The sequence below is a fragment of the Paenibacillus sp. MMO-177 genome (assembly GCF_037147795.1).
GTDB lineage: Bacteria > Bacillota > Bacilli > Paenibacillales > Paenibacillaceae > Pristimantibacillus.
On the sequence record NZ_JBBCUR010000003.1, the window covers coordinates 229,355 to 241,937 of the forward strand.

General features: G+C 50.4%; 13 protein-coding genes. 8 read left to right on the top strand and 5 right to left on the bottom strand.

Annotation, left to right across the window (positions count from 1 at the left end):
* The first annotated feature begins 17 nt into the window (after window positions 1–17).
* The 3 genes from WFK81_RS12130 to WFK81_RS12140 all read left to right on the top strand — a co-directional run bounded on the left by WFK81_RS12130 (window position 18) and on the right by WFK81_RS12140 (window position 3,210).
* Window positions 18–470, top strand: a complete 453-nt coding sequence (locus WFK81_RS12130) for a MarR family winged helix-turn-helix transcriptional regulator (protein ID WP_336786684.1) — start codon at window positions 18–20, stop codon at window positions 468–470.
* Window positions 471–479: 9 nt separating this feature from the next.
* Complete coding sequence (locus WFK81_RS12135) at window positions 480–1,718, top strand: MFS transporter (protein WP_336786685.1); 1,239 nt, start codon at window positions 480–482, stop codon at window positions 1,716–1,718.
* A 385-nt stretch (window positions 1,719–2,103) separates the two neighbouring features.
* Window positions 2,104–3,210, top strand: coding sequence for a winged helix DNA-binding domain-containing protein (locus WFK81_RS12140; RefSeq protein ID WP_336786686.1), 1,107 nt, complete (start codon window positions 2,104–2,106; stop codon window positions 3,208–3,210).
* Window positions 3,211–3,320: 110 nt separating this feature from the next.
* On the opposite strand, the gene araA is transcribed toward WFK81_RS12140, so the two are convergent.
* Both araA and WFK81_RS12150 read right to left on the bottom strand, forming a co-directional pair.
* On the bottom strand, window positions 3,321–4,811 hold the full coding sequence (gene araA, locus WFK81_RS12145) for an L-arabinose isomerase (RefSeq protein WP_336786687.1): 1,491 nt from the start codon (window positions 4,809–4,811) through the stop codon (window positions 3,321–3,323).
* Window positions 4,812–4,954: 143 nt separating this feature from the next.
* Complete coding sequence (locus tag WFK81_RS12150) at window positions 4,955–5,143, bottom strand: hypothetical protein (protein ID WP_284241859.1); 189 nt, start codon at window positions 5,141–5,143, stop codon at window positions 4,955–4,957.
* A gap of 153 nt (window positions 5,144–5,296) precedes the next feature.
* Between WFK81_RS12150 and WFK81_RS12155 the strand changes: the two genes are divergently transcribed.
* Window positions 5,297–5,611, top strand: coding sequence for a helix-turn-helix domain-containing protein (locus WFK81_RS12155; RefSeq protein WP_336787313.1), 315 nt, complete (start codon window positions 5,297–5,299; stop codon window positions 5,609–5,611).
* Between the two features lie 20 nt (window positions 5,612–5,631).
* Here WFK81_RS12155 and WFK81_RS12160 read toward each other — a convergent pair whose 3' ends face one another.
* On the bottom strand, window positions 5,632–6,195 hold the full coding sequence (locus tag WFK81_RS12160) for a phosphatase PAP2 family protein (protein WP_336786688.1): 564 nt from the start codon (window positions 6,193–6,195) through the stop codon (window positions 5,632–5,634).
* A gap of 274 nt (window positions 6,196–6,469) precedes the next feature.
* On the opposite strand from WFK81_RS12160, the gene WFK81_RS12165 reads away from it, so the two are divergent.
* The 3 genes from WFK81_RS12165 to WFK81_RS12175 are packed head-to-tail and all read left to right on the top strand — an operon-like array spanning window position 6,470 to window position 9,362.
* On the top strand, window positions 6,470–7,336 hold the full coding sequence (locus WFK81_RS12165) for a class I SAM-dependent methyltransferase (protein WP_336786689.1): 867 nt from the start codon (window positions 6,470–6,472) through the stop codon (window positions 7,334–7,336).
* Window positions 7,336–8,064, top strand: coding sequence for an RluA family pseudouridine synthase (locus WFK81_RS12170; protein WP_336786690.1), 729 nt, complete (start codon window positions 7,336–7,338; stop codon window positions 8,062–8,064). Before WFK81_RS12165 ends, WFK81_RS12170 begins: the two co-directional genes overlap by 1 nt.
* 17 nt (window positions 8,065–8,081) lie before the next feature.
* Complete coding sequence (locus tag WFK81_RS12175; RefSeq protein ID WP_336786691.1) at window positions 8,082–9,362, top strand: CapA family protein; 1,281 nt, start codon at window positions 8,082–8,084, stop codon at window positions 9,360–9,362.
* A gap of 6 nt (window positions 9,363–9,368) precedes the next feature.
* On the opposite strand, the gene WFK81_RS12180 is transcribed toward WFK81_RS12175, so the two are convergent.
* Window positions 9,369–9,773, bottom strand: a complete 405-nt coding sequence (locus WFK81_RS12180) for a MarR family winged helix-turn-helix transcriptional regulator (RefSeq protein WP_336786692.1) — start codon at window positions 9,771–9,773, stop codon at window positions 9,369–9,371.
* 195 nt (window positions 9,774–9,968) lie between these two features.
* On the opposite strand from WFK81_RS12180, the gene WFK81_RS12185 reads away from it, so the two are divergent.
* Window positions 9,969–10,136: a hypothetical protein gene (locus WFK81_RS12185; RefSeq protein ID WP_164775626.1), complete on the top strand. Its 168-nt coding sequence runs from the start codon at window positions 9,969–9,971 to the stop codon at window positions 10,134–10,136.
* Here the strand turns inward: WFK81_RS12185 and gyrA are convergent.
* A complete protein-coding gene (gene gyrA / locus WFK81_RS12190) occupies window positions 10,127–12,580 on the bottom strand; it encodes a DNA gyrase subunit A (protein WP_336786693.1) in 2,454 nt (817 codons plus the stop codon). The genes WFK81_RS12185 and gyrA overlap by 10 nt on opposite strands.
* Window positions 12,581–12,583: the final 3 nt, after the last annotated feature.

Here is a 12,583-nt window from a genome sequence, read left to right on the forward strand (position 1 = left end):
TTGGAGCGTGATTAACGATGCATCAGAAAGGATTGGATCATTCGATAGGCTTCCTGCTCGGAGCGACTTACCGGAAGCTTACCAATTTCTTTAGCGCCCGCATTAAGGAATTTGGCCTGACACCGGAACAGTGGTCCGTTCTCTACCGAGTCCGCGAGGAAGACGGCCTGATTCAGAAAGAGATTGCCGACCGCGCTGGCAAAGATAAGCCTACAACGACCCGAATTCTCGATTCCTTGGAAGCAAAAGGATTTGTTACGAAGCGTGCAAGCGAGCATGACCGCCGTTCCTTCCAGGTCTATATCACCGAGCAAGGACGCGCGACCGCGGATGCCATCGAGCCGATTGAATACAGTACGATGGTTGAAATCGCGCAAGTCTTGTCCACGGAGGAATATGACCAAATGACAAGTCTGCTGAAGAGATTAAACGAACATGCAAAAAGCTTAGTTGAGCAAGAAAAGGAGTAATGAGCCAACATGAACATACAACCAGATAAACTATGGAGCCGGTCTTTTGTAACCTTAACGGTCAGCTATTTGCTGCTGTTCTTAAGCTTGCAGATGCTGTTGTCTCCATTTCCTACTTATGCGAAAGAACAATTTCATCCGAATAACTTTGCCCTTAGTCTTGTAACTAGCCTGTTCGCCCTAGCCGCAATCGTGACTCGCTTTGCCACCGCCGCACTGCTTCGCAAGGTCCATCGCAACGTTATCTTGTTTGCCGGACTTGCGTTAGCTGCATTGGCAACTGTGCTCTACCCGTTCGCGAACTCGATGACTTCGCTTCTTATTCTTCGCGCTCTGTTTGGCATCGGCTTTGGGATGACGAGTACCATTATCCCAACCCTGGTGTCGCAGATTATTCCGAGGAAAAGAACCGGCGAAGGCATTGGTTACTTCGGATTGTCGACTAGTATCGCCATGTCGCTTGGTCCGATGATTGGATTGTCCGTCATTAAACAATTTGGATTTACGACTCTTGCCATGATTGGCACGATTGCCCTCGTTCTAATTATTCCGTTGCTCATTGTTATGCGCAGTATTCCGAAGCAGCCGGAGAAAGCTGCTCCACCTGCAAACAAAGCCGCATCCGGCGAACCGGCTTCCGGTTCCTCAACCGGCCGCATGATGGTACCCGCTATTCTTAATGTATTAATGTCCGTTACTTACGGCGGTATCCTTGGATTCATTGCGCTCTATGGCGCGCAAAAACATATTGAACAGATTGGCCTGTTCTTCTTATTTATTGTATTTACCGTCTTAATTATCCGTCCGATCTCCGGCAAGCTGTTTGACCGCCGCGGACCGATGCCCATCGTTATCCCTGGCGCGCTTGTTGTAATTGCCAGCTTGATCATCTTGTCCTATGCGGACTCGCTTCCGTTGATCATTGTTTCCGCGTTGCTCTACGGCTTTGGTTTTGGCGCAATTCAGCCGACAACGCAAGCTTGGATGCTGCGCGAGGCCGCACCGCATCAAGTCAGCTTCGCGAACAGCTTGTATTACAATACAATTGATTTCGGCGTAGCCGTAGGCTCTATGCTGCTGGGCATCGTCGCTTCGGCCTCCAGCTATTCCGTTATGTACCGCTGGGCTGCGGTAGCCATGGTCATCTTTATGCTTGTTTACCTAGTCAGCCTGATGATCGAAAGAAAGAACCGGGCAGCTTCACCTGCTGCGGCCGCCCGAGAGAAAGCTGCAGTATCCTCCCGATAACGCTAAAAAAGCCGGCACAAAAGTCCGGGGCACGCCAATGGTTGGCTGACGCCCGCTTCTGTTGCCGGCTTTATTTCTATTTGATATATAAATATTTGATTCCCCTGGCTCCAGCTCATAGCGGATGGTTTCGTCGTTAGCGATTTTTTCATACTCGATGCCGTTCAAGAAAACTTTGAAATTCCTCAGCCAATTTGAGAATTGATTCGTCCTCTTTAACTCAAGAATGGATGACACAACGTACCCCTTTCATACAATATTTTCTAATTGTAACAATACTATATGTATGGAGGAATCCCCTCTTGTTTTTTATAAGACTTGTAACTTGCGCCGAATAGAGCTAATCTAATTGGAAATATATTCTGGATAAAAGGCGTTGGTGATCATGACTCGCGAAGCAATGCCCATAAGTTCATTGGAGCTGAACCGGGCTCTTTTAGCAAGACAAATGCTGCTTTCACGTTCGAATACGTCCGTACTCCAAACCTTGGAATGGTTTATCGGTTTGCAGGCTCAAGCCCCCAATGCGCCTTACTACTCGCTTTGGACAAGGCTTGAGGGGTTTAAACCATTCGAGTTATCCTCTCTTATCTCGGACCGCCAGGCCGTTAGAATCGCGCTGATGCGGTCCACTCTTCATCTAGTATCGGCGAACGACTGTCTGACCCTAAGACCTTGGGTCCAGCCTGTGCAAGAGCGCGCGCTCAAGGGCAGCTTTGGCAAACGACTAGCCTCCGTTGATTTCAATGCCCTCGCTTCGGAAGGAAGAAAACTTGTAGAGGACAAGCCCCTTACCTTGAGCGAAATCGGAAAGCTGCTGGCCGCAAATTGGACAGAAACTGATCCGGAGGCACTTGCAGCTGCTGTCCGTACATTTGTGCCTCTCATCCAGGTCCCGCCGCGCGGATTGTGGGGAGAAAGCGGCCAAGCTATACACTCTTCCGCTGAAATTTGGCTGGAACAGTCTTTGTTTGAGCAGCCTGACGTTGAACGGCTTGTATTGCGATATCTGGCTGCCTATGGCCCTGCGTCCGTAAAGGATATGCAAGCTTGGTCAGGGCTCACCCGCCTTAAGGATTATTTCGAGAGGCTAAGATCAAGTCTTCTTGTTTTCCAAGACGAACTAGGTAATGAATTATTTGATTTGCCCGATGCTCCTCGTCCCGATCCCGGCATCATTCCCCCGGCACGCTTCCTAGGAGAATTTGATCCCATGCTGCTCGGTATTGCAGACCGCTCGCGCGTTATGGATCGTATATATGGCAAACGCATCTTCACGGTTAACGGCATCCTCCGCTCAACGATTCTTTTGAATGGATATATTGAAGGTTTATGGTCCATCGAACGTAATTCCGAACAAGCCGCACTTCTAATCGAGCCATTCCGCCCTCTCGCGAAAGACGAGCGGCATGATCTCATTCAAGAAGGCGAAAAGCTGCTGGAATTCGCTGCCCCCGGTGTAACTCATGAAATCCGATATTTATCTCGTTGATTCATTGGTATCAAAGAACGATACGTTGCCGTTTCTACCCAAATGCAAAGGGACGAACCCATTGTCAATTAATGACATATGGGTTCGCCCCTTATTGCCTGGCTTACAAATTAACGGCGGCCGTAGCTTTGTTCGTTCCAACGCAGCTCTTGGCGGAACTGGCGGATTGTTGTGTTGTTGTCGATAACGACAACTTCGATGCCGAGCATATCTGCCCAGTCAACAAGCTGATCAGTCGTTACTACATACGACAGTACCGTATGGTGCGCGCCGCCTGCATAGATCCATGCTTCTGCGGAATCGCGAAGAGATGGGCGCGGCTTCCACAGTACGCGGGCAACCGGCAGTTTAGGCATATCCTTCTCCACCTTAACAGCATCAACTTCGTTGATGATCAGACGGAAGCGGTTTCCGAGGTCAACCAAGGATGCATTAACGGCTTCGCCTGCTTTTCCGTCAAAAATAATACGCGCAGGATCGGCTTTTCCGCCGATTCCCAGCGGATGAACTTCAATGCGAGGCTTGCTCTCCGCAATGGTTGGACACACCTCAAGCATATGAGCGCCAAGAATCATTTCGTTGCCGTTTTCCAGATGGTAAGTATAGTCCTCCATGAAGGAAGTTCCGACATTGCCGGCCATCAGCTTCATAATGCGGGTAAGCGCTGCAGTCTTCCAGTCGCCTTCGCCGCCGAAGCCATAGCCTTGCTCCATCAGACGTTGCACAGCCAGACCCGGAAGCTGCTTCATGCCATGCAGATCTTCAAAGGTTGTTGTGAAAGCCGTATAACCGCCTGCTTGCAGGAAACGCTTCAAGCCAAGCTCGATTTTTGCCTGCTCTTCAATAGCTGCCCAAGATGCGGCGTTGTCACGGACGCTGCTTGCAATCTCATAACGCTCGGTATACTCGTTCAGCAGCTCTTGTACCTCTGCATCGCTGACTTCGTTCATGCTGGCTACCAAATCACCGATGCCGTAGCCGTCAATCTGCCAGCCAAGCTGAATTTGCGCTTCAACTTTATCGCCTTCGGTAACGGCTACTTGACGCATGTTATCGCCGAATCTTGCGATCTTCAGAGTCTTGCTCTCCATGGAAGCTGCAGCGGAGTTCATCCATGCGCCGATGCGGGATTGAACCTCGCCATCCTGCCAATGTCCGGTTACCACTTTGCGGTCAAGACCAAGACGGGCAAAAATATGGCCGAACTCGCGGTCGCCGTGAGCCGACTGGTTCGTGTTCATAAAATCCATGTCGATGGAATCCCAAGGAATATCGCGGTTATATTGCGTATGCAGATGAAGAAGCGGCTTACGGAGCTCGGAAAGCCCTCTGATCCACATTTTCGCCGGCGAGAAGGTATGCATCCAAGCGATGACGCCCGCACAATTTGAATCCGCTTTCGCTTCAACGCAAACTTTGTAGATTTCCTCCGGAGTTGTCACTACCGGTTTGTATACAATCTCGAATGGAAAGTTAGAAGATTCGTTTAATCCTGCAGTAATGCTTTGCGAATGCACGGCAACCTCTTCCAGAGTCTCTGGACCGTACAAATGCTGACTGCCTGTTACAAACCAAAATTGATAAGGTTTAATGGATAACACCATGATTCCTCCTAGCTGGAATAGATTTGTACGTACATGGGCTTGAAACGAAACTAAAATAGAGGATAAGTTGTACGTACAACTTATCCTCTATACTACTCCGAACATAGCCGGATTTCAATATGCAATTTATATTTTTTTGTTTACAGCTTGTCCATGCGGTAGGTGTAACCGCAAAACTTGCATTTAAATAAAACCCCGTCTTCCCCAACGATATAAGTCAGGCGGTCATCGTCTTCCAGCTCGATAAATTCTCTTCCTGTCTCGTCGCGGTCACCGGTTGCAAACAGCCCTGTTTTATTGCCGCATTCGCATTCAAAGGTCAAAACCATTGCTTTCTATCACCTTTCCTAAATATTTCTATTATATTAGCAGCTTTCTCATATAAAGCTTGACAATGATACGATTCGTATCATAAATTACTATTAGTGAGTGTAACATATCGATTGATTGAATACCAATGTGAGGAGCGAATGACCTTGACGATGGGAGATCGCCTGAAGGAGCTGCGCCGAGAGCGAAGCTTATCGCAAGAAATAGTTGCACAATCCATCGGCATAACGCGATCCGCTTACAGCCACTACGAGATCAACAACCGGCAACCCGTGTACGAGACTCTAATTAAGCTTGCGTCATTTTTCGAAGTCACTACGGATTTTATTATCGATGGTGATAACCGCGGTGCAGAGCCTCAAGTCGCAGAAGATACGGCTGAGATCATCCGGCTGCTCAATAGCATGGATGACGACAAACGCAAGGAATCCATCGACAAAATGTTGGACGCTATTAGGGAGTCTTAATTAGCCGCTGTCCACTTTGACTAGCGGCTACTAAGCCTCTTACCCTTTGCAAGCGCCATCACCAGGCATACAATTACGAATCCGGCCGCATAACCGCCTATAATGTCTGTGGCATAATGCACGCTGAAATATAAACGCGACGCTCCCATTAGTATGATCAATAGGATGGCGATTATAGCCGAAATCCACTTGACCGTACGGTTTATCCTTCTATCCGTTATGATCCAGACCGCCGCCAGACTATACATAACGATAGCCAGCATGGCATTGCCGCTAGGAAAGCTTGAGCCGTCAGCTTCAATTCCCCAGGCCATTGCCGGTCTCGCCCGGTCAAAGCCGGATTTCACGAGCGTATTCACCACATAAGCCACCGCTACCCCCGCAATTAGCAGAACCGCGCTCTTCCACCCTTGCTTCCAGGCAAACCATACCGCAAGCAAAAGCGTAATAATAATAATCCCTGCGGTTGATCCCAATGCTGTGATCGCTTTGAACAAATCGGTTAAGATGCCGCTATGTATGCTTGCAAACCAATCCGCAACCAATTCATCAAGCTGCGAGGCATCATGGCGCGAAGCCAGCATCGCAGCTGCGATAAAGACGATTAAGCTTACCGTTAAACCGATTAACCACCCTTGTTTTCGAATAATAAGTCCCTCCTAAAAAGAATTGACACGCGCTTTTTGTGGCAATTCTTGCTTCGTAAGCATCAACCTAAAGAATTGACACGCCTTTTTGTCGCGATTCTTGCTTCGCAAGCATCAACCTAATTGCTTCATCTTGTGCGCTTCGTTATAATAGTCGAAGACTTCATTATAATACAACGAAAATTATACACCAAGGAAGGATCACTATAACATGTACGTAGCAGATAAATGGGTTGATTATGAGGTAATCGATACGGGGGCAGGAGACAAGCTTGAACGCTGGGGCCAATACATTCTCCGCCGTCCGGATCCTCAGATTATTTGGCCGATCGCGGATGAATCCGGAGCTTGGAAAAAGGCGGACGGACATTATCACCGCAGCTCTTCCGGAGGCGGGCAATGGCAGTTCAAATCCAGCCTGCCGGAGCGCTGGACCATCGCTTACGGCGAGCTGAAATTCCACATTAAGCCGACCAGCTTCAAGCATACCGGCCTGTTCCCCGAGCAAGCGGTGAACTGGAGCTGGATGATGGACAAAATCCGTTCCGCAGGCCGTCCTATCCGCGTGCTGAACCTGTTCGCCTATTCAGGCGGAGCTACGGTTGCCGCAGCGGCAGCCGGCGCGGAGGTTGTGCACGTGGACGCTTCGAAAGGCATGGTGCAATGGGCTAAGGAAAATGCCCAGCTGTCTGGCCTTGAAAGCGCCCCAATCCGTTATATTACGGATGATGTCTTCAAATTCGTGCAGCGCGAGCAGCGCCGCGGCCGCCAATACGACGCGATCATCATGGATCCGCCTTCTTATGGACGCGGACCTAACGGCGAAACCTGGAAGCTGGAGGAAAACCTGTATCCGTTCCTGGAATTCTGCACAACCATTCTGTCGGATAACCCGCTGTTCCTGCTGATCAACTCCTATACGACCGGCTTGTCTCCGACCGTGCTTCACAATTTGCTCCATACGACGATGAAGGGCAAATTTGGCGGCATGATCAACTGCGGCGAGATCGGGCTGCCGATCACGCAGTCCGGCCTGCATCTGCCTTGCGGTATTCTTGGACGCTGGGAGTCGGAATAATGGCTGCCGGAAACGATGCGATTCAAATACCGGTTTTGTATGAAGACAATCATATCATTGCCGTAGTCAAGCTCCCTGGCATCCCGTCCCAAGAGGATGAGACTGGGGATCCAGACATGCTGACGCTAATCAAACAGGATTTGAAAATCCGCCATAACAAGCCGGGGAATGTCTTCCTCGGCCTTGTTCACAGACTGGACCGGCCGGTTGGAGGAGCGATGCTGTTCGCAAAAACCTCCAAGGCGGCCTCCCGCTTGTCCGAAGCCGTAAGAACCCGCACCTTCGGCAAGACGTATGTCTGCGTTGTGCACGGCAAACCGGCGAAGCAGCAGGACCGTCTTCGCCATTACATACGCAAAGACGCCAAGCGCAATCAAGTAACCGTATACAAAGAACCGGCAGCGGACGCGAAGGAAGCCGTTCTGGAGTACAGAGTATGCGCACAAGCCGGAGGTTACTCCCTGATCGCCGTTAAGCTGCATACGGGCAGACCGCATCAAATCCGGGCGCAAATGGCTTATATCGGCTGTCCGCTTGTCGCAGACCGCAAATACGGCGCTCCTAACACGGCGTCCGTAGCCGATATCGCTCTGTGGTCTACTTCCGTTGAGGCGCCTCATCCGGTTACGAAAGAGCTTCAATGCTTCCGTTCCCTTCCATACGGCTCCCCCGCATGGTCCTGGTGGACAAAGGATCAGCTCGAGGAAGCATCCAGCATCTATCTCTAAGGAGGGATCCGCCCTTCATGCGCAGAATGCGAAGCAAGAAGCGCTTGACCATTCATTTCTTTCTCCTGCTGCTATCGGCAGCAGGAATCTTGATTATCGTTACCGCAACCTTGAAGCAGGACTCCGTCAAACCAACGATCGTCTCCAATAGTCCGGAACCTTCCGCAGAGCCTACAGCCACTCCGGAACCTACGGTTGTTCCAACTGCAACACCGGAGCCGACGCCGACGCCAGTTCCAACCCCGGAGTACGAGGAGGCCGTATGGATGGCCGTCGGCGACATTATGATGCACAAGCCGGAGCTGCCGGGCGCGTATAACACTAAGACGAAAAAGTACAACTTCAATTATTTCTTCGACGAAGTGAGGCCAATCCTGAAACAAGGCGATTGGGTCATGGCCAATCTGGAGACGCCGGTTGCCGGCCCTGCTTACGGCTATACGGGTTATCCCAGCTTTAACGCTCCGGTAGAGCTGCTGGACGCGCTGCAGTATGCCGGCTTCAACATCTTGACCAATGCCAACAATCATTCGCTAGATAAAGGCGACAAGGCACTCATGCTCACCTTGCAGCATCTCAAGGAATATCCTTTTGTTATAAAAGGCACGGCCGAATCCCAGGAAGAAGCCGATACTCCTGTAATCGTCGAGCATAACGGCATCAAGATGGGACTGCTCGCCTACACATACGGAACAAACGGAATCCCCCTTCCCGAGGGCAAACCGTACGCCGTCTCCTTGATCGACGAGCAAAAGATGGTAAACGATATTCATCACCTGAAGGAGCTTGGAGCGGATTTCGTAACGATCGCTTTGCACTTCGGCATCGAATATCAGACAACGCCTAACGATGAGCAGAAGCAGCTGGCCCGCAAGCTGGTTGCCGAAGGGGCTGATATTATTGCCGGCTCCCATCCCCATGTGTTGCAGCCGTACGAGGTGCTTGATACGACCGACGCCAACGGACACGACAGACACGGACTTATTATTTATTCCATGGGCAATTTCATTTCCGCGCAGCGCGGCGACACAAAGGATTATGGCGTGATCTATAAAGTAACCGTACGAAAAAATAAATCCGACGGCTCCATCGAGCTATCGGATATTGAAGTAACCCCTACATGGGTACACCGTTATTTGTCGGGCAGCTATTACAAATACCGCATCCTGCCGGTTGAGCAGACGATTACGGCCGCTAGCGACAGCTTGCTAACGGCGGACGACTACAGCTCCATGAAACAAACGCTTAAGGTTCTTCGCAATCGTCTGCGAGCTATGTTAAACACGGATTCAGAGTAAAGCTAATTAAGCATTTGCAACCTTGCCCAGCAGATACACAAGGAGCTGCTGGTTATGGGAAGAAATACGGTCCAGCGAATCGCCGATAAGCTTGGAGCGGACTTCCGCTCCGCGCTGGGCCTCGCTTTTTCCCTTCTCCGATACAGAGACCCACACAATCCTGCGATCTTGATTATCTCTTGTACGTACAATTAACTCGTTGCGCTCCATCCTGTCGAGCAAAGTGGTAATGGCAGCAGGAGTCGTCGCCAAATATTGCAGCAGTTCAGAAGGCTTCATCGGTTCATGCCGCAGCAAAATATCAAGTACATTCAATTGGCCTTCCGTCAGAGGCGCAAGCCCCTCTTCCAAACTATCCTTCCAATCTCTTGTCATCTTCATCCATAGACGAGTAAATTCTTCAGAAACCATATCAGCACCCGCTTCCTGTCCAATTTTCTCATTTATACCAATTATAACATTCGCTAATGTCGAATAAAAGGTTAACCCGATTAATAATTTGAGTCATTAATCGCGATAAAGTCGAACATTCTGACAACAGTAGACATACAATGGGCATAGGCATCTGGCCAATTCGTCGAATTGATGCATGAAGGAGTGATCCCTATGGATGACCAAAAAGCAGAAATCATTCGCAAGATAAAAGCCTACGGCATCATAAAAGACCCACAATGGCTTGACCGCCCGGATGAGCTGGTGCCAATGTGGGTCATGTTTGATGCGATCATTCGGTTGATCGAACGGTTTGATCCGCCTAACCGCCCTTATGACTGAGGAGATATTTCAGGTCTAACAAAGACCGTCGTAATAACATCGTTTTTCTCGATTGGAAGCAGGATGCGTCCAATCGATTTCCGGTCTTCAATCGGAGCTTTTTCCGATGACGCCGCAAGCTGGGCGCCTTGGGATGTAAGCGCTATAATGCCCAACTCTTCCTTGCAATATAAAGCCGTGACGAGCGCAGAACCGTTTGGCTTCACGCGCTTGCCTTCCTTGAATTCGAAAGTTTGAACGCCTTTTCCGCCTCTGCCTTGAAGCGGATAGTCAAGCAGCAGCGTGCGTTTGGCATAACCCATATCCGTCACGACCAGCACTTCGCCTTCGTCATCCGCGACCCATTCCGCCGCAATCAGCTCGTCGTCTTCTCTCAGCTGCATGCCGCGTACGCCAGCCGCTACGCGTCCCATTGCATTTACTTCCTGCTCGCTAAATCGAATGCTCATGCCAAGCTTGCTCACCAGCAGCAGCTGCTTCGTTCCGTCGCTTAGCATGACGCGGATAACCTCGTCTCCGTCAGCAACTTTGGCGGCTGCGATAGCGGTGGAACGGGTTGTCATGTATTCTTTAAGCTCCGTCCGTTTCACTTGGGCGCGTTTCGTTACAAATACAAGCGATGCTCCAGGCAGATTGAAATCTTTGACCGGAATAATGGCTACAATGGAATCGTCTTTGGGGATCGGTACGATATTAACGACTGCCGTACCCGTATCTTTCCATTTAAACTCCGGAATTTGATGCACGGGCAGCATGTAGTATTGGCCCTTGCGGGTGAACAGAAGCAGGTTGTCAATCGTATTTACTTCGTAAACGCTGCTGATGGCGTCGCCTTCCTTCACCCCAGCCGTCTGCAGATCGCCGCCTGAACGCGTGAACGACAGCATGCTTGTCCGCTTCATGTAGCCTTCTTCGCTAAGCGTAACAATGACGTCTTCGGATTGAACCATAACCTCCAGATTCACCTTGAGCTCTTCCACTTCGCCTCGGATTGACGAGCGGCGGTCGATGCCGTATTTCTCGCGGATTTCCGTCAACTCATCCTTGATTACGCCAAGCAGCTTCTTCTCGCTTTCGAGAATCGAACGCAGGTAAGCGATCTTCTTCTGCGTTTCTTTCAATTCCTTCTCCAGCGACGTAATCTCGAGGTTCGTCAAACGGTACAATTGGAGTGTCAGAATGGCATCCGCTTGCCGCTCGCTGAACCCGTATTTCGCTACGAGGTTGTTTTGCGCGTCAGCACGGTTCTTGGAAGCCTTGATGGTCGCTATCACTTCGTCGAGGATATTCAGCGCCTTTACGAGGCCTTCCACGACGTGTGCACGCTCTTCGGCTTTCTCAAGCTCGTATTTGGTGCGGTGAGTCACGACTTCCTTCTGATGGTCGATATACGCGCTCAGAATCTGCTTAATGCCAAGCTGCTGCGGCGCTTTATTCACAATCGCGACCATGTTGAAGTTATAAGTAACTTGAAGATCGGTTTTCTTTAGCAAATAAGCCAAAATGCCGTTCGCATCCGCATCCTTCTTCAGTTCAACAACGATACGAAGACCGTTGCGTCCGCTCTCGTCGCGAACCTCGGAGATCCCTTCTACCTTCTTCTCGAGACGGATGTTTTCCATCGCGCTGACAAGACGGGATTTCACGACCTGGTACGGAATTTCCGTAATCGTGATCTGCTGTCGTCCGCCTCGGACATCCTCAATCTCGACCTTCGAACGAATATAGATTCGGCCTTTGCCTGTCGTATAGGCCTCGCGGATTCCTTCTTCGCCCATGATGATGCCGCCGGTCGGGAAATCCGGGCCTTTCACGATGCCCATCAGCTCTTCTACGGTAATCTCCGGACGAGCCATAACCGCAATGCAGGCGTCGATGGTCTCGCGCAGGCTGTGCGGCGGAATTTCCGTTGCGAAACCTGCCGAAATCCCGCTTGTGCCATTCACCAGCAGGTTCGGATAGCGGGACGGCAATACAACAGGCTCTTTTGTCGTATTATCGAAATTGTCCTTGAATTGGACGGTTCGTTTGTCGATATCGCGCAAAATTTCCATGGCGATTGGCGACAAGCGCGCTTCGGTGTAGCGCATTGCCGCTGCAGGATCGTCGTCCATCGAGCCCCAGTTGCCGTGTCCGTCAATCAGAACGTGTCCCATCTTCCAAGGCTGCGCCATCCGCACCATGCCTTCATAGATCGAAGAATCACCGTGAGGATGGTAATTACCCATAACGTCACCGACGGTTTTCGCCGATTTGCGGTATGGCTTGTCCGGGGTATTGTTCGAATCGTACATCGCGTACAGAATGCGGCGCTGAACGGGCTTAAGCCCGTCCCTTACGTCAGGAATAGCGCGGTCCTGAATAATATATTTCGAATAACGGCCGAATCGGTCTCCAACGACCTCTTCCAAATACGCCGGTAAAAACTGTTCCAGCATGCCCATGCC

Bases quoted from the DNA above. Each gene is read 5' to 3' on its own strand.
- WFK81_RS12130 (WP_336786684.1), top strand. From the start codon at position 18: ATGCATCAGAAAGGATTGGATCATTCGATAGGCTTCCTGCTCGGAGCG.
- WFK81_RS12135 (WP_336786685.1), top strand. From the start codon at position 480: ATGAACATACAACCAGATAAACTATGGAGCCGGTCTTTTGTAACCTTA.
- WFK81_RS12140 (WP_336786686.1), top strand. From the start codon at position 2,104: ATGACTCGCGAAGCAATGCCCATAAGTTCATTGGAGCTGAACCGGGCT.
- WFK81_RS12150 (WP_284241859.1), bottom strand. From the start codon at position 5,143: ATGGTTTTGACCTTTGAATGCGAATGCGGCAATAAAACAGGGCTGTTT.
- WFK81_RS12155 (WP_336787313.1), top strand. From the start codon at position 5,297: ATGGGAGATCGCCTGAAGGAGCTGCGCCGAGAGCGAAGCTTATCGCAA.
- WFK81_RS12160 (WP_336786688.1), bottom strand. From the start codon at position 6,195: ATGCTGGCTTCGCGCCATGATGCCTCGCAGCTTGATGAATTGGTTGCG.
- WFK81_RS12165 (WP_336786689.1), top strand. From the start codon at position 6,470: ATGTACGTAGCAGATAAATGGGTTGATTATGAGGTAATCGATACGGGG.
- WFK81_RS12170 (WP_336786690.1), top strand. From the start codon at position 7,336: ATGGCTGCCGGAAACGATGCGATTCAAATACCGGTTTTGTATGAAGAC.
- WFK81_RS12175 (WP_336786691.1), top strand. From the start codon at position 8,082: ATGCGCAGAATGCGAAGCAAGAAGCGCTTGACCATTCATTTCTTTCTC.
- WFK81_RS12180 (WP_336786692.1), bottom strand. From the start codon at position 9,773: ATGGTTTCTGAAGAATTTACTCGTCTATGGATGAAGATGACAAGAGAT.
- WFK81_RS12185 (WP_164775626.1), top strand. From the start codon at position 9,969: ATGGATGACCAAAAAGCAGAAATCATTCGCAAGATAAAAGCCTACGGC.
- gyrA (WP_336786693.1), bottom strand. From the start codon at position 12,580: ATGGGCATGCTGGAACAGTTTTTACCGGCGTATTTGGAAGAGGTCGTT.